This is a genomic window from Nocardiopsis sp. NPDC049922 (genome assembly GCF_040660275.1).
GTDB lineage: Bacteria > Actinomycetota > Actinomycetes > Streptosporangiales > Streptosporangiaceae > Nocardiopsis.
Map to the genome: position 1 here is coordinate 1 of NZ_JBFAME010000032.1, position 20,094 is coordinate 20,094.

The window sequence follows — 20,094 nt, forward strand, 5'->3', positions numbered from 1 at the left end:
GCCAAGGCGACCTTAGGGCTATGTAGCACCATAACCTACGGTCAGCCATCTCGGTCAAGAGCAGCTCCCCAACCGCCTACCGGGGTGGGGTTCCGGCCGGTAGCGTGACCTCATCCAGGTACACGACCGGAGAGGCAAGCCCATGACAGCCGGGGAAGTCGTCGTCACAGTCCTCACACACCCGGGCAAGGTCCGCAAGGTCAACGAGGACCGCATGACGTTGGGGTGGACTCTCTGTGGCAATGAGATGCACGCTCCCGCCCGTGTGAGCCTCCCGCTGAACGAACCCCTGTTCTTGGCGGTAGCGGACGGCATTGGCGGCCACACAGCCGGGGAGATCGCTTCAAACCATGTCTGTCAGAGGTTGGCGGACAAGGGGGCGGACTTGAAGAGTCCGAGTGAGATCCCTCGGCTTCTGGAGATCATCAACGAAGAACTGACAGAGCATGCCAATGTTGCCGAAGAGTTCGCCGGGATGGGTTCAACGATCGCCGGGCTATGGGTCAGCCCGGGGAACGGTGTCCACTGGTTCAACGCAGGTGATTCCCGCGTATACAGGTTGGACGGGCACAAGCTGATCCAAATCACGGAAGATGACTCGCCGCCTCGGCCTGTTGGGGAAGACGGAGAACAAGAGCCTACCAACTTCATCACTCAGGCTTTGGGAGGCAGTCAAGCGGACGTTTATCCGCATGGGGGGCCTGAGTCAGGTAGGAGTTGGCTCCTGTGCAGCGATGGCCTTTCAGATCTAGTTCGGCGCGGTGAGATGGAAAAAATCATCTCAGAGGCTCGGGACGATCAGAGCGCTGTGCAAGCGCTGTTTGAGGCCGCTATGGCGGCCGGGGGGAAAGACAACATTGCCATCATGATTGCCCGCCTGGTCTAGGAGACGACGGAGGCCCCGGGGCAAACCGCCCCGGGGCCTCCGCGCTGCCTGTGGCTAGGCGGTGGCGGTCCTCAGAAGAGCGGCCAGCTCACCAGCCGAGAGAGCGAACGCGCCGTGGTCGGGGTTCACGGAGTCACGGAGGTACCGAGTGGATTCGCCACCCACCTCACCGACCTCGACGCACTGACGGATCTTCCGCTGATCCACGGAGTAGCTGGACTTCCGGAAAGTGGCAGTGCCCGGAGGTGCCTGCATAAGTTTCTTCCCTTCGTGTCGAACGAGCGGGGGATGTGCTTTGAGACTAGTACGACCGTAGGAAACAAATCTATAGCCCCAAGGTGACAAATTTTCGGGTGGAAAACTGAATTTAAACATGGCGAATTCCCCCTTCGCAGGACGGGCGAAGGGGGATGCTTTATTCAGCTAGAGCGTCTCCAGGCCCCGCAGGGCTCGGAGCAGCAGATCAGGGTCAGAGTCGGGCAGGACTTCGGAAGCTTGGGCGTTCCTGCGTCGGTTGTCCTCTGCCATCCTGCGGGCGGCTTCGCTCATGCTCAGGGTGCCGTCGTCGCTCTCGCCCCACACGACGTAGGGGCGGGCGTAGTTTGGTAGGCGGTCGTCGCTACGCCGAGGGATAGGGATAGACGACCCTGAGAACAAGTCTGAGAGGTCCAGGGGTTCAGTTGGGGTCTCTGCGGGAGTCTGACGACGAACGTCCGGCTGTGCCCAACTGATGGCCACATGGGGGGCGATGAGGGAGACAGTCGCCAGGATGGCCGCTGATCCGAGGGCGGCAAGGTACCGGAGAAACTTGGTAAGATCGGTCATAGCTGGTCCTTTTGGTTACGGCGAAAGGATTGGCGTGACCCCTGTCAGGTGTTCCCGCACCTGCGGGGGTCGTCTTGTGTCACAGCTTCATGGGGCACTTGTGGGCCGTTTGCCTGTCCGCCGCGAAGAGACAACCAGCTTTCGGGCAGGCCCAATACCCCATTGAGACGATGTGCTTAATCCGGTGAACGAGGTGCATTAGTTCAAACCTCCGTAGGTGGCTTGCCATCACAGAGCGCAGGGAGCAAACTGCCGCCTGTACCGCCTTGGTGGTGCACTTCCTACATGCGGAGCGGCGACGTTCCGGTGTACTTCACTGCAACGAATAGAGCTTCTTCTATGTTCGTGACAGTGGTCTTCTCCGGGTCCGGCCTCAATGGGGCGTTCTTTGTCACCTCAAAAAAGCCCCATCGGTATCTCACGCAGGCACCATGAGCGTAGATGACTGGAGATCCTGAGAAGTCCGTCCAATGGTCTACGCCTTCTTTCGCAAGTAGGCGGGACAAGTCGTGTAACTTTGATTTCGATCTTTCTCTATCTCGGTTTTTTCCAGGTTGCATCGGATTCCATAGTCTTGGCAATCATTGCGGCGGCGGTGTTCTCAGTGCTTGTGCTGCAAGCGAAGGAAGACCCGTTATGTTCCCAGGTGAACTCGCGACCGGAGGCGTCGATGCAAATGAATATCTGTTTGCCGCGAGTGGAGACAACCACGCTGGTGTGGGGCCCCCGGAACCCGCACCGGCCGGAAGCGGTGCCGTGGATGCCCGTGGAAGAAGACACCCCCAGCACCCGCAGGGCGGTACGTAGGCCCGTGTGACTGGGAGCGAGGGGGATCGGTCGCGTGCTCATGGGATTGATGCTCCAACACAGTCTGATCACACGCCAGTGAGTGCACAGATCCGGATCTGATCCGAATCAGGTGTGTTGACTTGTGATCAGGTTGTGGTCAATAGTGGTCACATGACACTTAGTGATGGAGAGCGAGCGCGTAGGATCGGTGCTGCAATCAAGCGGTACCGCGATCAAGCTGGGATGACGCAGAGGGAAGTCATTGCTGCGGGGTTCAGCCGGGCTCAGTCCACCCTGAGCAGCTACGAGAAAGGGACACGGAGGCCAACAGCGGATGATTTGGCAGAACTTGACCGCATCCTGATCACAGGTGGGGCGCTGACTGACCTGTGGCACTCTATGAACCGGTTGGCTGGGTATGCCTCGTGGTTCGTTGGCGTGGTTGAGGTGGAGCGAGAGTCCATCGTGATTAGGGAATACGCTCCGCTATACGTCCCTGGACTGCTACAGACTGAGGGGTACGCTTCGGCAGTGCTGAGTCATGGGCCTAAGTCGCACTCTCCAGAAGAGACGGCAGAGCAGCTAGAGGGCCGGATGGAACGACAGAGGTTGCTGACCTCAGAGCGTTGCCCTCAGCTACAGTTTGTGGTTGAGGAACACGTTTTGAGGCGTCCTGTGGGCGGCCGTGACGTGCTGTGTGCCCAGCTAGGGCGTATCCTGGAGCTGGCAGCGAGCCCCCGTGTAACAGTCCAGGTGATCCCCATGAACAGCGTGGAGCATCATGGGCTTGATGGTGGTTTCCTGATCTTCCGGCACCCGGAAAAAGGAACGCTTGCCTACACGGAAACTAGGTATTCGAGCGATCCGTCAGACGAACAGGAAGTAGTGGAAGGGTATCAGACTGTTTGGGCGAACCTTATGGGCTCTGCTCTTCCTTCGGAAGCGTCCATTAGTCTGATTTCGTCAATTAGGGAAGAGATGGAACTTCAATGATCTCGAAAGAGTGGGCTAAGTCCTCGTTCTCGTCTGGCGGCGCGGGCAACTGCGTAGAGGTCCGCATGAACGAGGAACACGGCCCGGTAGTGGAGGTTCGCGACACCCAGAACCGGGGCCTAGGGGCCATCGGCCTGTCCCTGGGTGCGTTCGCTGAACTGGCGTCCGTGGCGAAGACTTCGGAGTAGCCCAGCTCCCTCCTCCTGGACCAGCCCCCCGGCCTCCCGGCCGGGGGGCTTCGTTGTGCCCAGCGCGACTCTCCTCCGCGCTGATACGACGGAGGGGTAGGTACAGCCTCTCGGTCCCATCGCGCGTTGAGTACGTGTACTCACCCGACTGTCACATGGGCTCGCTAGGCTTCGGTACTCGGTACCACGTTGACAGGGCAGGGTGTAGTGTCATAGATCACTACTCGAACGAGTGTTCGATGGAACCGAACTCGGTTGTAGGATCGTCATATATGTGACGATCGAGACACGGGGCGCAGGGGGGAGTGAGCTAGGTCACAGACAGTCAGTTTTACATCTGCAATGATCATCCGTATAGTTGCGTGTGTGAGAGGGACCAGTGTCACAAATAGATCCCTAGACGCGACTAAGGAAAGGGCTTGTAGCGGTGTCTAAGCCCAGGAAGATTGACGACGCGGAACTAGCTGCCCTGGTAAAGGCTGGTTGGTCCACCGATGACCTTATGCAGTACTTCGGGGTCTCTAAGCCAACATTGATGCGAGCAAAAAAGAGGATGGGTCTCACCAAGACGAAAGTAAAACACGATCTCCCCTGGATCATTGCGCCCGATCACCAAGAGAGTGCCCCTCACCAGTACATAAGGGTACTATCCCGGAAGGCTCATGGAGAAGATGTAAGCCCAGTGAAGCTCAAGACCGCTGAAAACTGGGCCAAGGCGATTGTAGCCAACGGCCAAGATATCGACTATTCGCCAGACCATGAAGGCGAAGAGGTGTCGCCTTTTGGCGGATTCAAGCTGACCAAGGCGGACCCGAAAGCATGGTTCCTTAAGGATCTATTGCGTCGGGTGTAACCGCCCCCTCAATCCCCCACGGTTCGGAAAATGGGAAAGCGGGGGCTGTGAGCCCCCCAGCTAACCCATACCCCCTTCTCCATGATTCCCCGGAGTGGCCAGTGACCGCAAAATCTGACGTCGTCCCCGAACCCAAGAAATTTGGTTCGGTCTCTCTCACCTTTGATGGTGAACACGCTTACCTTATCCACGGACTTGACTCAACAGAGAAGGAGAAGAGTTTTGTAGCACACTGCATGAGGCACGAAATTAGTGAGGATTATATGTTTGTAAATGACGAGATCGACCACGGAGGCCGCACACAATGCTTGACATACAGGCTCCGGTGAAACATCGCTCAGTGTCCCAACTTAGTACTTATGCTAACTGCTCCGAACGATACCGACTAGAGAGGGTCGTACGAGCACCTCAAAGGCAAGCTGCGTGGACCATTCAGGGTCTGGCAGTACATGAAGGGGTAGAGGCGTACGAGCGCTCCAGACGGGCTCTGAGCGTCCGCCAGACGCAAGAGGCGTACCGGGAGAGGTGGGACACTGAGATAGCCAAGGCCCGCCACGTAGAACCAGACATCGCCCGTTGGATGCGTGGCGGCCGAAAGGCCGCTGAGCGAGACATTAATGACCGCTACCAGCTCGGGCTAGATCAGGTTGAGAGCTACATTCTCGACATGCAGGCGAACCCCCGAATGACGATCATGGATATGCCCGATGGCACACCCGCTATTGAAGTCCCTTTTCGATTCACCATCGGGGGCGTGGATGTTGTCGGGTACATTGATCAGATCGTGGAAGACCGGGAAACCGGGACTCTCATGGTGCGCGACCTCAAGACGGGGAATGAACCCGCCTGGCCGATTCAGCTAGTCGTCTATAGGCTGGCGATGAAGGACGCTCTTGATTTGGATATTAGATGGGGTGACTTCTACCTCTCAAAGAAGGGCGGCCCTACAGCCCCCATCGACCTGATGAAATATGATCACTCACAGGTGTCTTACTGGTTCGCCAACCTGGATGCAGGGATTCGGGAAGAGGTCTTTCTGCCGAACCCCGGGAGCTGCTTCGCATGCCCTGTCCGACCCCACTGTCCGGCGTATGTGTCCTAGCTCACAAAGTCGTTGATTTGACAGCAGTAATGATCATCCGTATAGTCGGGTGATGTGGACAGGGAAACCCGGTTGAGCTTTCCCCCGGGAGCCCTGAGGGCCACTGGTTTCTTGAGTACTTCATAGTGGATCTGATCGAGACGGAACGGCGGCCGACTGTGCTCCTCTGGGGTGCGTCTCGATGCGGTGGCGTGGTGCCACCGACTTACTTTTAACGAGTAATGATCATCCGTATAAATAATGATCATGCGTATAGTTTGTATCTACGATACTATTATTTGAGGGATCATGTTTCACCTGACGCGGGCGAGACAATCAGCCCGCTCCGCAGGCGAACCCCTCAAGGACGTGTGGGAAACGTTGTCAGCCGGGACCGTGAGGTTTCGCCGTAGTCAACTGCATATGGTGGCCAGCGGTCCCGGCGTCGGCAAGAGTGCTCTAGCGCTCGCTCTCGCGATTAGAAGCGGCTCCAGCGGCCTGTATTTCTCTGCTGACTCGGACGAGATCACGCAGGCCGCTAGGGCAGCCTCAATGATCACGGGAGATCCCATCCTTGAGGTTCAGAAAGATTTGAGGTCTGGCAAGTACGACCAGACCCTCAATCAGGTATCTAACCTGCGATTCATTTTTGATCCAGCCCTAACCCTTGACTCCATTGAGGAAACCGTTCTGTGCTATGCGGACTTGTGGGGTAAATGGCCTGAGATCATCGTCGTTGACAACCTACTCAATATCACCTCAGATGGCGACGGAGAAGGCTACCAAGCGGACGAAAGCATTCTTTCTTACCTGCATGAACTGGCGAGGACTACACAGGCATGCGTGGTGGTCCTTCACCATGTAACCGGTCAATACGATTCGGGAACCGAACCGGTCCCCCTGTCCGGTCTGCGAAACAAGGTCAGCAAGTTGCCTGTCCTCGTTCTCACCCTGTTCAGGAATGAGGATGAGATGGGGACGGAAGCCTTGGGCGTAGCCGTAGTGAAAAACCGCTTTGGAAAGGCTTCGGCCGGTGGCTCCCTTGTTTACAGCCTTCGCTGTGATTTGGGTCGTATGGATATCAGTGACTTGGAAGGAGGGGTAAATACGGATGAGTGGCCGAGCCTCCAAGGCGAGGGGCTATAGGTACGAGGCCGACTTGGAGAAGTTCGGTCGATCATGGTTTCCCCGCCTTAAGCGGTTGGGAAGTCAAGGGCAGAACGATAAGAGTGATTTCTCAGGGGTAAGGGACTGGGCTCTAGAGGCCAAGGACCGATCTCCCATCAGGCTCTCAGAGTGGTTGAGGGAGGCGGAGCGGGAGGCCGCTAATGCCGGGAAGCCGTGGTATGCAGTGCTGGTCAAACAGCGCGGAAAAAACGTCTCACATAGCTACTTCGTCATGACCATCACACTGGGGTTCAATCTCATCAAAGAGCATCAACAGATGCAAAGCAAGCTCAAGGAGCTAGGCTATGAGCCTTCCGATTGGGCCAATACTTGAACACTACGGGTTTGACGTTCCGGAACTGCATCCTGATTCGCGATGGAAGAGCATCAAGTGTGAGTTTCACGGCGACGAGAACGCCAGTGCTAGTGTTTGCTACTCCGGATACCACTGTCATTCCTGCCCAGCTAAAGGTAACGCCGTAACCCTCATCGCTTGGAAAGAATCTATTGATTACTCCAGTGCCGAGCGACGGGCAAAGGAAATTCTTGGTCCAGGCTATGAGCAAGTATCAAGCCGACCTAAGTCCGGACGCAGAAGGCTATTTGACGGGGGAGCGGGGGCTAACGCGGGAAACAGTCGATCGTTTCCGACTCGGATACGTGGAAACTCCCCTTCCCGGCCACGAACACGTAAGAGGCCATTTGGCCATACCCTATCTGACTCCTGACGGGGATATCGTGTCCATGCGATTCCGCCGTCTGTTCGGCAGTGGCGGGCCGAAGTACATGAGCATGGCGGCCGATATTCCCAGGATCTACAACACCGCTGGCCTTGAAGTGGACATGTCAGGGATCGTCGTCTGTGAGGGCGAGATCGACACCATGACGGCTATACAGTGCGGCCTACCGGCCGTAGGGATTCCCGGGGCTCAGGCATGGCAAAAGCGCTGGTGGCGACTCCTGGTTCAATACAGAGCCGTTTTCGTTCTTCATGACGACGATGAGCCAGGGCGAGACTTCGCCCGGAAAATCTCGGAGTCGCTAGAGAACGTCCGAATGATCCCCATGACTGGCGGGGACGTGAACTCATATTTCAGAGAGCACGGGGCATCCGGGCTCAAGCAGAAAGTAGGTATCAATGGCTGACAGTCCCATCAAGACCGTTGGCGATCTCATTGCGGCACTCAAGCAGTACGCGGATGACTGGCCGATCTACTTTGAGCACATCACCGCTCGGGAGTGGGCTCGCGGAATTGATCCCCTCTTTGAGTACTCGGTGGATTACGTCGTTCTCGACCTTGATACCGAAGCCGTTCGACTTCTGTCGATTGGAGATGCAGACGATGACGAGTGAAGACCTCGCCCGGGAGGTGAACGCAACGATTGCGGCCTGTCAGGAACGGGTGGTGGGTGTTGGGAACTCGCAGTACTCATACGGCGATACTCAGAGGTTTGAGGAGATGCCGTTTGCCGACCTGGTGCTTATGGCCCGCGAAGAAGTCCAAGACCTCATTGTGTATGCGGTCATGACTGACATCAGACTCAAGCGCCTTCAAGAGGCCATCAGCGCTTTCAACGCGCCAGCGAAGGAGGTAGCAAAGTATGCGCGAAGCCTTTGATATGGATCTTTCTTTTGAAGAGGTAGCCATGATCTTTGCTCTTAAGGGGTGGCTGCACGGAACCAACAGAAAGGCTGGTGTTCCGAACGCCGAACAGCTTAAGGCACACATTGAAGACATGATCTCCTCTCTTGCCGAACAGGCCCGGGATGGTCGAATCCTGTTTAACAGCTCAGGGCGCTTCACTGTCCATACGGACCCCGAAATGCCCGACTCCTACGAAATCCACCTATACCTTGGAAATGTCGATCGGCAAAAGTTGGGTGTGTCTGTATGAAGCGAATCCTTGTCATCTCTGATACTCAGATCCCGTATGAGGATCGTCGGGCACTGCGGAACGTCGTCAGATTCATTTCCACCTACAAGCCCGATGAGGTGGTGCACATCGGGGATCTCATGGACTACCCCCAGCCGTCACGGTGGAGTAAGGACACCAGGGCGGAGTTTGAGGGGTCCATCTTCAAGGACTCTGAGTATGCGAAGAAGAGCTTTCTAGAGCCTTTGAGGAAGGCGTACAGCGGTCCAATCAAGGTCATCGAAGGAAACCACGACGAACGGCCTCGGCTGTACCTTGAGAAGCATGCCCCGGCTCTTGCCGAGTCCGAACAGTTTCATTTCGAGACCCTTCTAGACTTTGATGGCTTTGGGATTGAGACCCTCCGGGGTTTCTACGATTTTGCCCCTGATTGGGTAATGACTCACGGACACCTCGGCCTGCCGCTCTCAGGTATCGCAGGCCGGTCTGCAATGCGAGCCGCAAACAAGATCGGCAAGAGCGTGGTCCAGGGGCACACTCACCGCTTGGGGCAGTGCTCTGAGACGTACGGGTACCGGGGCAAGACGCACACCCGTACCGGCATTGAGGTAGGCAACCTCATGGACATCAAGAAGGCCGGGTACCTGAGGGCGGGATCTGCCAACTGGCAAAAGGGTTTCGCCATTATGCACGTCGATGGCTCCTCTGTCACCCCCGAGCTGATTCCCATCCACAAGAATGGTTCGTTTGTCGCCTCCGGGTTTGTTTTTGATGGCAAGTCCAAGGCCGCTTGATTTTTGTCTAGTAATAATCACCTGTAAGGAGAGCCATGAATTTTTCTATCACCGATGAGGTGGTGAAGGACGTTCATAAGGCGGCAAGCATCGTAGCCAATCGGTACCCCGGAAGGTTTCATAAGGAAGACGTCGCACAGGCGATCTTTCTAGACCTTATGGAGCGCAACAAGGCATTTGCTAACGCTCAGGACAGGGGCTCTGCAATCCTATTCAGCGCTTACAAGCGTTCTGGGCACCGCTACTGTCAGGCGGAGCTCAATCGGTACATCCACTTCTCGGATCAGCATATGTACTCGTCCGAAGACCTTAAGAAGATCCTGCCTGACTATTTTAGGTCGGTAGGAGATGTGGCAAAGCTGGAAGATGCCAGCGTAGGCATCACCGGTCTTGTGATTGATTTCCTGGATTTGGATTGTGCTTTCTCTGCTCTTCGTAAGTCTCATAAGGCCGTGCTTGCTAGAAAGTACTACCACGAAGAGACTCTTTCCCGCAGCGAGCAAAACCTACATTCTAAGGCGATCAAGTTGCTTACGGGATATGTGAATGAGCGGAAGAACCGTCAGATGACGTACGAGACGGTTACGCATGAGGGGCCTCGGATCGGTAACCGGCCAACGGGACGAATGAACGATGAGTTTGGTGACTCCGGTAGTGGTAGTCAAAGCGCGTCGGACTCTGTTTCTGGCTATCAGAAGCTCATGGAGTACATGTACTAATGCCCGAGCGTAAACCCGTGCTGGGCGACTACTACGTCATTAAGAAGATGTCTGGTCTTGTGTCCGATCAGAAGCTAGCCAAGGCTCTCGGCCTGACTGTGAAAACCATCCGAAAGATGCGAAGAAGCCAGCAAATTAGTTGCTGACTCGGTAGAAGATAACTGCACTCAAAACCCCCTGTAAACATCAAGCCTTAAGGACTTGTGATGAAGGTCTACCGCGTTGAATTCCCTCACCGGAACGGCGGCTATGTGGGGCCGTATAACTGTCATCGAGACTTCGATGGAGATATGTCCGACGAACTTAACGATCTTCTCTACGAGCTAGGTCAGGCGCATTCCTGGTGGCGCAGTAACCGGCATCCCGCCTTGCATGGTCCGGATGGGTGCTCCATCGCGGTTCGATCCATGAGAGATCTTTTCTCTTGGTTTGGTGGATTTCTTCCAAAGCTCCTTAGGCATGGCGCTCGGATTGGCGTCTATGAGGTGGATAAGGCTTATGTCCTTGAAGAGGATGAATACCAGTTGGCGTACCTCAGGGAGTTCGCCAAGGACGTAACTGGAAAGGTGGGCGCTTGAGTACTGAGATTGAAATTTTCAATAATGATGATTTTGGGGAAGTTCGGACTTTCTTGATCAACGGGGCTCCGTGGTTTGTTGCATCTGATGTATGCGAGATCCTTGGACTCTCTGACTTTAGGACGTCCCTTCGTAAACTTGACGAAGATGAGCGGCATACTATGCCGGTCACCGATGCCTTGGGCAGGAAGCAGGATACTTATGTGGTTAACGAAGCTGGGCTTTACTCCCTGATTCTCCGGAGCAGGAAGCCTGTGGCCAAGGCATTTAAGCGATGGGTTACTCATGAAGTGATTCCTAGTATCCGCAAGACCGGCAGCTATGGAGCACCGCAGGTGCCCGGCACCTTCGCGGAGGCCCTGGAGTTGGCTGCCGTTCAGCAACGGGAACTAGAGGCCGCAACCGAGAAGGTTAAGGAACTTACGCCTAAGGCTACGGCTTGGATTGAACTTGCCGACAGCAAGGGAGATTACAGTGTTCGGGAGGCGGCACAGATTATTTCCCGGTCTGGATATCCAATCGGCCGAGATCGTCTGTTTGGACTTCTCCGCTCAATCGGTTGGATCGACCGCAAAAATGAGCCATACCAGAAGCATGTGGATAACGGTCGGCTAGTTCGGAAGGTCAAGACTCGAACGGCTAAAAGTGGGGAACGGGTCACCTATCCACAAGTTCGCATTAATCCCAAGGGTTGTGAAGACCTTGTCAAGATCATTGAGGAGAGTCACTAATGAACGACCTTTTTTCTAGCGACCCGTGGGGCGACGCTCTGACTCCCGACGAGCCTCCGGCCCCCGTGGTCCAGGACGGCGAGAAGGCCCCTGTAGTTCCCATCACCCCCAAGAAGGAGAGCGCTATTACTGAGACCCCTTCCGGTGACAAGATTGTCGTGACCCTCAAGGGCGGGGCTGGCTATGAAGCCCCGTGGATCGTGTTCCACGGCTCCAACTCTGCTGAGATCGACCAGACCATCAAGGAGTCGTTCGGGGCGGGGCTTCACGAGACCGTAAGGAAGGCCGCCGAACTGTTCGCACCCAAGGGCGGAAGCGGCTTTAAAACCCCTCAGATGGCTTCTCAGGCTCCCGCAGCTCCCGCCCCCAGTGCTCCTGCGGGTGGCTCTCCCCAGTCTTGCGAGCATGGCCCTTACGAGTTCCGAGAGGGCGTTAGTGCTAAGGGTCCGTGGAAGGCATGGATGTGCCCCCAGAAGTCCCGCACTTGCCCACCTAAGTGGGTTCGCTGACTCGTAGCTATGTGTGAATGGGAGGCCCCACCGCTCGGGGCCTCCCCACCCCCAGGGAAGTTGACATGATCAACCTGAGTTACGGCTCAAAAAGGATCAACGTAGTAGAAAATGAAGATGATCTAGGATCGTTTGCCAACTTTGTGAGTCGGAATCGTCGCAGTTTGGCGTACGACACGGAAACCACAGGGCTAGGGGTGTACACGCCCAGTTTCGGTGTTCGCTTGGCGCAGTTTGGGAACTCGGATGAGTCCTACGTGATCCCAGTAGAGAAAGGCCCTCGGTATGTCTGGTACGTGAGGCGAACCCTTGAAGTGCTAGACGAGATCGTATGCCACAATGCTACCTATGACCTCTCCATTGCAGCCCAGCACTTCGGCTGTGATCTCAAGTCGCTCTATCGCAAGACCGTTGACACGTACATCCTGGCTCACCTGGTAGATTCCCGGGACCAAAAGGAAGGAGGAACCGGTCACAGTCTAGAAGCGCTGACAGGCGCTTACATCAGTCGGAAGGTCGCTGATGAAGTAAAAGCGAGCATGAAGGAGCTGGCGAAGGAACTTAAGACCACCAAATCTAAGGTGTGGTCAGTGGTGCCCGTTGACCACACCACATACAACCTGTACGCAGGAATGGACCCCATTCTCACGTACTTGCTCTACAAGATTCTCAAGCCCAAGATCCCCGCTGAATCAGCGTTGTTGGTACATTTTGAGCATGAAGTGGCTCGCATCTGTGCCGAGATGGAGCATCGTGGATACCTGGTGGATGTTGATTACACGGAGAGGCTTCGCGAAGAGTATCTAAGTGACCAGGAGGAGTGCGAGGCAGAAGCCCGATACCTTGGTGTTGAAAACATCAACTCAACGGATCAGGTGGCGGAAGCGCTCATTGCTCAGGGTGTGAAGCTTACCGAAAAAACTCCCTCGGGTAGATGGAAAGTTGATAAGGGGGTCCTAGAGTCCCTCGAAGAGAAGGGGAACAGCCTAGCGGTAGTTATTCAGAGGGCTAAGAGGGCTGGTAAATGGCGATCGGCCTATGTTGATCATTTCTTGGATCTTAGGGACGAGAACGACCGTATCCATTGCGGCATCAACTCCCTCAAGGCCAGAACGGCCCGTATGAGCATCACTAGGCCAGCTCTCCAGACGCTTCCCAGCTCAGAGGCGGCGATCCGTAAGTGTTTCTTGGCCGAATCCGGCCACTTGACAGCCTCTATCGACTACAAGGCTCAGGAACTACGGGTTTTGGCGGCGCTGTCGGGCGACGAAGTGATGAAGAGGGCGTTTGAGGAGGGCGCAGATCTTCATCAGATCACCGCAGACGCAGCCGAAGTCCCCCGCAAGGTCGGAAAGATGGCGAACTTCTTGACGGTCTACGGCGGAGGGTATAAGGCCCTGGCTCTTCAGGCCAAAATCGACCAGAAGACGTCCAAGAAAGTAGTTGACGCCTTCAATTTCACCTACAAGGGCGTTGACAGGTTCTCTAAGGTGGTGGCCAAGAGAGCTAAGGGCTACGGGTATGTGGTCACTCCCACGGGGCGGAGGCTCTACGTGGACAAAGACAGGGCCTATTCAGCGACAAACTACATGGTTCAGTCAACCAGCCGGGACGTAACGGCTAGTGCGCTCGTCATGCTGGACAAGGCCGGACTTTCTGAGTACTTGAGATTGCCTGTGCATGACGAAATCGTGGCCTCGGTCCCTCAGGACCAGGCCGACGAGATCGCTCATGAGATTGGGCGAGTGATGACACAGACCCTCAAGGGCGTGGAAATCAGCACGGACCCCGAAGTCGGGGGGCGAAGCTGGGGAAGTCTCTATGAAGGAAAGGAATAGGCGTGACGCTACCTCGCAACCCTCAGAAGGAGGACCAGGGAGCATTGCAAAAGGCGACAACCATCGGATGCACAGTCGTTCTTTTCCTCTTCCTGGCCATGTTGGCGGCTGTAATCCTCACAGGCGGGGCATGGATCGTGATTACCCTTATTCAGTCTCTTAACTCCTAGGAGCTACCGCATGCAGGAGTGTGTCCATCGAGACGTTGTGCTCGTTTACGAGGACGAGTATGGAGTTGATTGGGAATGCCTAATGTGCGGATTTGAAGGGCACGATGCTTATGTCTAATGAGGATCACCTTAAGAGGGCGGTAATCCTTCTCAAGGAGCTTGTGAACATCGTGGACGACTCAGAAACGGATAGCCACTGGACTAACCGTGTTGAGTGGTTGTCAGATGACGCTATTAACTTCCTTGAGTTAGTTGAAAAGGATATCTGACAGTTCATGCCCCCTCCTTCGGGAGGGGGCTCTTGGGGGTGGTTGATGCTGGTAATTGTGACAGGTTCCCGGAAACTTGAGAACAAGATCCGGGTAAGACGGAAATTGAATGAGAGTCTTCGGGAGTCAGTTAAACGGGGCGAGGTCTTACAGATTGCTGTAGGGGATTGCCCTACAGGAGCGGACAAGTTCGTCCGGGATTGGGCTTATGAGTACAAAAACGACATTCGTGTAAGATGTCGAGTCTTCTCGGCCGATTGGGACAAGTACGGCCGTAAGGCCGGGCCGATTCGTAACGCCTTCATGGTGGATGAGGCTCTGATGTTTTCTCGTGTAGCCAACTTAGAGGCTGTGTGTCTGGCCTTTCCAAGGGATGATGAGAAGAACGCAGGAACGCACCACTGTGCGACCACCGCAGGAGCTAAGGGAATCTCTGTCGAATACCATTGGGGGATGTAGTGGATGAGCGGCCTTCATGGGTCGAATACTTCTTCGGAATTGCTGAGGCCGTATCAAGACGTGCTGATTGCTCACGTCGCCAGGTTGGCGCGGTCATCGTCAGTGCCGATCAGCGTATTCAAGCCACCGGTTATAACGGGGCACCACCCAGACGGATGGGATGCCTTCATGGAGCGTGCCCAAGGGCGAGGAGCGAGGTTGAGTCAGGCAGTAGCTACAGCTCTGGTCCTGGCCTCTGTATCGCCATCCATGCAGAGGCTAACGCGCTCCTGTATAGCTCCCGAGACGATCGACTCGGCTCCGTCATGTACGTGACCCACGAGCCATGTCCCGAGTGCACGAGGCTCCTAGAAGGCTCGGGCCTGTCTAAGGTCTTGTGGCCCTCCCCTGAGGGGGAGGGGGTTAGGTCGATGCTCCTGTGATGGTCTACGGCCGGTAGTCGCCGGCCTCACGGTCCGTCAGCCTCGCCAGGTGTCCCCAGGAGCGCCAGGAGGTGAGTTCGGAGAAGTGCCCGTGTCCCTCTCGGCCGACAGCTACCGTAGATCCATGCACGACAGGATTCAGGACGTACAGGCGGTTCTAGAGGAGCGCAGCGCGGATGAGCTGTTCAAGTTCAACGATCAGATGGATAACAGCCGCGATGACCCCGAACGCAGGGAGGCACTGCTAGGGGCGTGGGAGCTGTATGTCAAGCTCGCACAGCTCCCCGGAGGGCTAGAGCAGATGCGGCAGTACAAGCACGACCTAGACAGTGCGGCCACCCCAAAAGAGGTGCTGTCAGCCGCTAAGGGGATGTGGACGACCTTGCGGCGAGCCAAGAAAGGCCCCCAGTCGTAGGCAGAGGGTGTGTCAGACAGGCCCCCGACGACTCCCCGCCTCCGGGGGCCTGTCTGCTCCTGGAGGAAGTTGGCAACGAGGCCGGAACGAGCTGCCTGCCGAGAAGGCCGATTCGTGCCCAGTAGTCGCAACAACCACAAACCGGACATACCACCTGCCCCGGCCTCACGGTCGGGGCTTTCTTGTGTCCAGATTGATCCCGGATCATGTCGTTTGATCCTACGGGTGTGCTATCTTGGGCTTTGTGTGAAAGGTTCCATCGTCAGTCTTTGAGCTAGCTCAATCACGGGCTCTGCCAGGCCCCAGCTTGAGGACTGATGAAGCAAAGCCCCCGGGTCTCATCCTCCCGGGGGCTTTTTCATGCCCAAAAACAACCCCCAGTTTTTCCACCCTGTTGTAACCCTCAGAAACTCTATGCTTACTGGGGTTTTGTAGCGGAAAGTTTCTAAAATTTGAAAGTCCCAGACCCGTATACGGAGACAGAACCCAGCCCCCGGCGGGGTCTGAGAAGTTTTCTTATTGGGGTTACCCCAGGTCTATTGGTAGATAATTTCATGCCCTGTTTCTGGATAGACATATATGCGTATTGGGCTATTTTGGGCAGGAGTATTTAGATTCTCGGCGCGGTGTTATATAGGAATCGCGTCCAACTTTAGTGAGTAGGAGTTTAATAGTATCGTATGAGTTGGCCGCGATTCCTTTAACCAGGACACACACAATCTACGCAAGACATACTTGCTGTGTCTCTAGGTACAGACACGAGGTGCGCTAGTGGCGCACCAACACGCATGTGACACGTGCTGATCACGTGCTCAACTGACTAGGATTGATTCAGTCAGCGTTACAAACTAAGAAAAACTGTAAAGCTGTGTTCATACGATTCTATTAATTGAGTACTGATCGCAGGACACAGGTAGTGTGACTCAGCACACATGTATATAAGAAGTCTTACTTACAAAAGGGGCCTTATATATGGGCCTTACTAAGGCGAGCCTTACCAATCCCATGATGTGTGTGTGGCCTATGTCACTAAGGGTGGCCTTATGTGGGGGTGCCTTATCCCGACCCTCCCCTACTGGCCTACAGACGCCTTAGGCGAGCACACCCAACCCCTCCCCAGGGAACGCCCTACGAACGCTTAGGGACGCGCTAGGACGCGCCCTAGGCCACTAGAGCCCAACGCCCTACCCACGTAGGGGAGACATGCCCTAGACCCTGCCTAAGTGATCACCTGTATATGCCCGATTTGTCCTAGTTTCGCCCCCGCTCAAAATTCTCCTACGATTATTTAGTTCCCAGGTCAAAGTATGTTTTCTCACTGAGTGTCACTGTCTGTACACGGATTTGAGTTGTGATCATCCGTATAACCGCCCTAGTGTTCTGCCTGTCGCCAACGACGCAACGGGCAACCGAGGCAGGCGACACGGGAGCGACCCAAAGTCACACGGGAGCTGGGAACAGCAACCGCGTAGATGTAGACGCGACCCGCCGAGCTTTGACCGCCACTAGGGCGGAAATTCTGAATAGTGATAGGTGGCTAGGCTCACTGTCCGGGAGTCTCCGGATGTTCGATCAACAGTCGTCACTTTCAAGCGTAATTCCCGTTCTGGGTTGCGACGGCCGGTCATGCTGGCAAGGGCAGTTTGCCTAGTCACCATTCCCATATTCCCTTTAATGACATTTGCGCCACTATTCGGGTCGAGCGGGTAGGCAGATTTTATGTCTGTTCAGAATCATCTTTTGCCTTGTTTGGGCATCGGGTACACATTGGGACAGCCTTAGGCTAAATGGTTGCTTTCCAGTCTAGTCCGGAGGGTAACAGCAATGGTGTCGGCAGGATTACGCAATCATGGTTCGCCTAAGCAACACACGATGTGTGCCCTATTGCCTACGCAATGGGAGAAACAACATGGTTCTGTTTCATGTGGATTATCCGGTTAACTACGTGACCAATGTTTTTGATTACGAGATTTACACTTTTGATAGTGATACCGGAGAATTCCTGGATACATTCCAAGTTGAGCCTACACGTTGGGATGACGCTTTGAGTGACATCCGGAACGTGTCCCTCAAAATGTTCTAGGCAAACCAGAAACACAGCAAAAAGGGGATAAGAATGTCTGTCAACAACATTAAGATTGCTTTTCGCGCCGATTTCCGGGGTTACGCTCCCGGTAGTTACGATGGCTATGCCGACGTCATTGGCCGTGCCTCTGTCATGGGTGAGTGGAATGTGGTTTACATTCTCGGGGATCGTGGATACGTGAATTTCAGTGCGAGCGTGGTTTCTCAATTGACAGTTGACGGGAAGCCCGTTGAAATCATGTCTCTCCCCATTGTGGACGTCCGTGGCAGGCCCATTGCGCACCCTGGAATGATTGCCTATGGGCGAGTTTCTGAAACTGGCAAACGGCACGTTATGGCGCGGTACTTTGATGCCAACCCTCCCAAGCTGGGAACAGTTTCCTACTGTGGAAAGCGCGTGGAACACGCGGGAGACTCTAGCGCAAACTGGATTCTTTCGGACTCAAAGACGTGCAAGACGTGTGTCCGCAAGGCTAAGGCAGAAAGGATTTAAGGCGAAACGCCCTTTAGGGCGTCGCGCAACTGTGGTGGGTTGTGCCTGATGAAGCTAGCCTATATTAATTAATAGAAGGGGATAATTGTGCCTGAAAATGAAGCTCTCACCCTTGACCACAACGACGGATACTTGACGCACTACGTGTCTTCTGATGGTCGTTACGTGCATGACTCTCTTATGTACGTCGGAGAACTTGGGGGAGACAAGGAGCTTGAATGGCGAAAGAATCGCATTCGGGAAATGATGGGCATGTTCCCGGAAATTGTGTACGCCTACATCCTTGGCCGTGCCATTGATGCTGAGGGCGGGGAAAAATCCGTGATGATGCGCACTTACAACCGTGCGTATTTCAAGAGCTAAAACCGAAACGCCCTAACGGGCGTCGTGATGCCGTGGTGGGCATTGTCTGATGATGGTAGCCATGATCAGAGAATCTATGGATGGGGAATGGTCGTGTCTGAGGTTCGCTACGTTGCCACGTACAACGGCCCTGGCTTTTCGTCTTTCTCGATTGAAGACAGTGCAGACGCATTTAGCACCATTGCGGACGTAGTTGAGTCGTTTCGTAGGCGATACCACGCACAGAATGACGACGTTTCGGAACCCATTTTCAACGACGATGGGCAGATCACCGGAATGTCTGACAGTAAGTGGCTCCGCTTCCCTGGCACGTCTCTTGACGACTACATGGACGTTTACGCGGTCGATTCTGAGGGGTGGCACTCTGCCGATCCCGTGTTTCGTCTTTCGTTCGGTCCGCGTAGTGGAGTAGTTCGCGAAAATTTCTGACTTCTAAAGCGGTCGGCTATGTGTGGCCACCATTGGTCAGGTTCGATTCCTGGCATAGCCACTGTCACCAACACGGGTGACCCATGGGAGATAGGGAAACTCATGTCTGAGTTCAACAAAGGCGACGCTGTGACCGTTCTCAAGCCTGTCATTCACGAGAAGATCGGCCCGCACAGTTGCCGTGCCGTAGACCTTGACGAGAATGTCAGTGGTGACGTTATCGGAATCATGGGCGGTTGGTATGTCGTCCGCTACTGCATTCCGTTCATTCAGACCTGCGACTGTGCCACTGTCCACACTCAAAACCTCTACCTTGCCCATGAACTCATGGAAGAGTCGTTTATGGAAAACGACTAATTGCCGAAACGGCAGACTAGGCGAAGTGCTTTAGGTGGGTGCAAATCCCACCCTAGTCACTGTCGCGACTTGTGCGACACAAGGAGAATGGGGAAGACATGAACATCATGCACAAAGACAAGCCTAATTCGCTTGATCCTAAAATGGTTCTCTTCTTCAAAACCGGCAAAGAACGCTATACATTCCAAAAATTCGAGTGGGAAGAAGGTTGCGGATGGGTTCTTTTGAGTGTCGATTCCACGGACGATCTTAAGCGCACTTACCACAGATTAAAGAGGCAAGGATACCGTTCTGTCTGTGCATGTGAAGAATGCCGTGGGCGGATTCTTTCCGAAGGTAAACCCGCTCACAATGTCTAACGCCAGTTAGGCAGGCTAGGCATGGTTGCCTTGGGCAGGTTCGATTCCTCCCTAGCCGCAATGACACGCAACGCGGTGTGTCGGATTAGGGGAAAATGAGGACTAATGGATAACCCGATGATGTACGACTATGGTCGCATTTCTGTTCACCCCCCGACCACAGAGAAGTACTGGGATTGGTCGGAAGAATATGAGTTCTACAGTGATCAGGCGAAGGACTACCCGAAATCGTTTGTGATTTGGCTGGTAAACCAAATTATGAGCGACAGCATTATCATCCACGCAATCAACACTAGTCAAGATTGGGAGTACGTGTATGACATGTACCTCCGTGCCGAGATTGTTGTCTCTGCGGAGTGCGATGAATGCGGAGAAACTAGTCACCTCATTATTGGCGAGAACGACACGGCATGTCATGCGGAGTGTAGCTATTGTGAAGAAATTTTG

25 protein-coding genes, 2 other RNA genes and 1 pseudogene are annotated in these 20,094 nt (G+C 54.8%); 26 read left to right on the forward strand and 2 right to left on the reverse strand.

Annotated elements, in window-relative coordinates; genetic code table 11:
• Window positions 1–142: 142 nt before the first annotated feature.
• Window positions 143–886 carry a protein phosphatase 2C domain-containing protein gene (locus AB0I72_RS27300; protein ID WP_358573692.1) on the forward strand — a complete coding sequence of 248 codons (744 nt, stop codon included), beginning with the start codon at window positions 143–145 and terminating at the stop codon, window positions 884–886.
• Window positions 887–940: 54 nt separating this feature from the next.
• On the opposite strand, the gene AB0I72_RS27305 is transcribed toward AB0I72_RS27300, so the two are convergent.
• Together AB0I72_RS27305 and AB0I72_RS27310 are read right to left on the reverse strand one after the other, a co-directional pair.
• Window positions 941–1,261: a DUF397 domain-containing protein gene (locus AB0I72_RS27305; RefSeq protein WP_358573695.1), complete on the reverse strand. Its 321-nt coding sequence runs from the start codon at window positions 1,259–1,261 to the stop codon at window positions 941–943.
• Window positions 1,262–1,309: 48 nt separating this feature from the next.
• The gene (locus AB0I72_RS27310; RefSeq protein ID WP_358573696.1) at window positions 1,310–1,711 is read right to left on the reverse strand and encodes a hypothetical protein; all 402 of its coding nucleotides are present in this window, start codon (window positions 1,709–1,711) and stop codon (window positions 1,310–1,312) included.
• Window positions 1,712–2,671: 960 nt separating this feature from the next.
• On the opposite strand from AB0I72_RS27310, the gene AB0I72_RS27315 reads away from it, so the two are divergent.
• From AB0I72_RS27315 to AB0I72_RS27435, 25 genes and pseudogenes are all read left to right on the forward strand, one after another.
• Window positions 2,672–3,493 carry a helix-turn-helix transcriptional regulator gene (locus AB0I72_RS27315; protein WP_358573698.1) on the forward strand — a complete coding sequence of 274 codons (822 nt, stop codon included), beginning with the start codon at window positions 2,672–2,674 and terminating at the stop codon, window positions 3,491–3,493.
• Entirely contained in the window at window positions 3,490–3,681 is a 192-nt protein-coding gene (locus AB0I72_RS27320; RefSeq protein WP_358573701.1) for a DUF397 domain-containing protein, read from the forward strand. The genes AB0I72_RS27315 and AB0I72_RS27320 overlap by 4 nt, the downstream gene beginning before the upstream one ends.
• Before the next feature lie 682 nt (window positions 3,682–4,363).
• Window positions 4,364–4,534, forward strand: a complete 171-nt coding sequence (locus AB0I72_RS27325; RefSeq protein ID WP_358573704.1) for a hypothetical protein — start codon at window positions 4,364–4,366, stop codon at window positions 4,532–4,534.
• A gap of 304 nt (window positions 4,535–4,838) precedes the next feature.
• Window positions 4,839–5,636 carry a PD-(D/E)XK nuclease family protein gene (locus AB0I72_RS27330; protein WP_358573706.1) on the forward strand — a complete coding sequence of 266 codons (798 nt, stop codon included), beginning with the start codon at window positions 4,839–4,841 and terminating at the stop codon, window positions 5,634–5,636.
• A gap of 288 nt (window positions 5,637–5,924) precedes the next feature.
• Window positions 5,925–6,761, forward strand: coding sequence for a DnaB-like helicase C-terminal domain-containing protein (locus tag AB0I72_RS27335; RefSeq protein WP_358573708.1), 837 nt, complete (start codon window positions 5,925–5,927; stop codon window positions 6,759–6,761).
• Entirely contained in the window at window positions 6,727–7,116 is a 390-nt protein-coding gene (locus AB0I72_RS27340; RefSeq protein WP_358573710.1) for a hypothetical protein, read from the forward strand. Before AB0I72_RS27335 ends, AB0I72_RS27340 begins: the two co-directional genes overlap by 35 nt.
• Window positions 7,088–7,306 (forward strand): annotated as a pseudogene (locus AB0I72_RS27345) (CHC2 zinc finger domain-containing protein); the annotation flags it as partial. The gene AB0I72_RS27340 and the pseudogene AB0I72_RS27345, both read left to right, overlap by 29 nt.
• 34 nt (window positions 7,307–7,340) lie before the next feature.
• Entirely contained in the window at window positions 7,341–7,928 is a 588-nt protein-coding gene (locus tag AB0I72_RS27350) for a toprim domain-containing protein (RefSeq protein ID WP_358573713.1), read from the forward strand.
• Window positions 7,921–8,136 (forward strand): hypothetical protein, encoded by a 216-nt coding sequence (locus AB0I72_RS27355; RefSeq protein WP_358573715.1) that lies wholly within the window; start codon window positions 7,921–7,923, stop codon window positions 8,134–8,136. The genes AB0I72_RS27350 and AB0I72_RS27355 overlap by 8 nt, the downstream gene beginning before the upstream one ends.
• On the forward strand, window positions 8,126–8,401 hold the full coding sequence (locus AB0I72_RS27360; protein WP_358573718.1) for a hypothetical protein: 276 nt from the start codon (window positions 8,126–8,128) through the stop codon (window positions 8,399–8,401). Before AB0I72_RS27355 ends, AB0I72_RS27360 begins: the two co-directional genes overlap by 11 nt.
• On the forward strand, window positions 8,385–8,678 hold the full coding sequence (locus AB0I72_RS27365) for a hypothetical protein (protein ID WP_358573720.1): 294 nt from the start codon (window positions 8,385–8,387) through the stop codon (window positions 8,676–8,678). The genes AB0I72_RS27360 and AB0I72_RS27365 overlap by 17 nt, the downstream gene beginning before the upstream one ends.
• Window positions 8,675–9,451, forward strand: a complete 777-nt coding sequence (locus AB0I72_RS27370; RefSeq protein WP_358573723.1) for a metallophosphoesterase — start codon at window positions 8,675–8,677, stop codon at window positions 9,449–9,451. Before AB0I72_RS27365 ends, AB0I72_RS27370 begins: the two co-directional genes overlap by 4 nt.
• A gap of 35 nt (window positions 9,452–9,486) precedes the next feature.
• On the forward strand, window positions 9,487–10,170 hold the full coding sequence (locus tag AB0I72_RS27375) for a hypothetical protein (RefSeq protein ID WP_358573725.1): 684 nt from the start codon (window positions 9,487–9,489) through the stop codon (window positions 10,168–10,170).
• Window positions 10,171–10,376: 206 nt separating this feature from the next.
• Window positions 10,377–10,748, forward strand: a complete 372-nt coding sequence (locus AB0I72_RS27380) for a hypothetical protein (protein WP_358573727.1) — start codon at window positions 10,377–10,379, stop codon at window positions 10,746–10,748.
• Window positions 10,745–11,479 (forward strand): phage antirepressor, encoded by a 735-nt coding sequence (locus AB0I72_RS27385; protein ID WP_358573730.1) that lies wholly within the window; start codon window positions 10,745–10,747, stop codon window positions 11,477–11,479. The genes AB0I72_RS27380 and AB0I72_RS27385 overlap by 4 nt, the downstream gene beginning before the upstream one ends.
• Before the next feature lie 574 nt (window positions 11,480–12,053).
• Window positions 12,054–13,826, forward strand: a complete 1,773-nt coding sequence (locus tag AB0I72_RS27390) for a DNA polymerase (RefSeq protein WP_358573732.1) — start codon at window positions 12,054–12,056, stop codon at window positions 13,824–13,826.
• A gap of 484 nt (window positions 13,827–14,310) precedes the next feature.
• A complete protein-coding gene (locus AB0I72_RS27395; protein WP_358573734.1) occupies window positions 14,311–14,724 on the forward strand; it encodes an SLOG family protein in 414 nt (137 codons plus the stop codon).
• The gene (locus AB0I72_RS27400) at window positions 14,724–15,146 is read left to right on the forward strand and encodes a deaminase (RefSeq protein WP_358573737.1); all 423 of its coding nucleotides are present in this window, start codon (window positions 14,724–14,726) and stop codon (window positions 15,144–15,146) included. Before AB0I72_RS27395 ends, AB0I72_RS27400 begins: the two co-directional genes overlap by 1 nt.
• A gap of 124 nt (window positions 15,147–15,270) precedes the next feature.
• Window positions 15,271–15,561, forward strand: coding sequence for a hypothetical protein (locus AB0I72_RS27405; protein ID WP_358573740.1), 291 nt, complete (start codon window positions 15,271–15,273; stop codon window positions 15,559–15,561).
• Window positions 15,562–18,138: 2,577 nt separating this feature from the next.
• Window positions 18,139–18,203: hammerhead ribozyme type II (locus AB0I72_RS27410), an RNA gene on the forward strand.
• Between the two features lie 23 nt (window positions 18,204–18,226).
• A complete protein-coding gene (locus AB0I72_RS27415; protein ID WP_358573742.1) occupies window positions 18,227–18,502 on the forward strand; it encodes a hypothetical protein in 276 nt (91 codons plus the stop codon).
• Window positions 18,503–18,567: hammerhead ribozyme type II (locus tag AB0I72_RS27420), an RNA gene on the forward strand.
• Window positions 18,568–19,033: 466 nt separating this feature from the next.
• Window positions 19,034–19,288 carry a hypothetical protein gene (locus AB0I72_RS27425; RefSeq protein WP_358573744.1) on the forward strand — a complete coding sequence of 85 codons (255 nt, stop codon included), beginning with the start codon at window positions 19,034–19,036 and terminating at the stop codon, window positions 19,286–19,288.
• Between the two features lie 98 nt (window positions 19,289–19,386).
• Window positions 19,387–19,647, forward strand: coding sequence for a hypothetical protein (locus AB0I72_RS27430; protein ID WP_358573746.1), 261 nt, complete (start codon window positions 19,387–19,389; stop codon window positions 19,645–19,647).
• Window positions 19,648–19,764: 117 nt separating this feature from the next.
• Window positions 19,765–20,094, forward strand: a 330-nt coding sequence (locus AB0I72_RS27435) for a hypothetical protein (RefSeq protein WP_358573747.1), incomplete at its 3' end; no start/stop codon positions are given.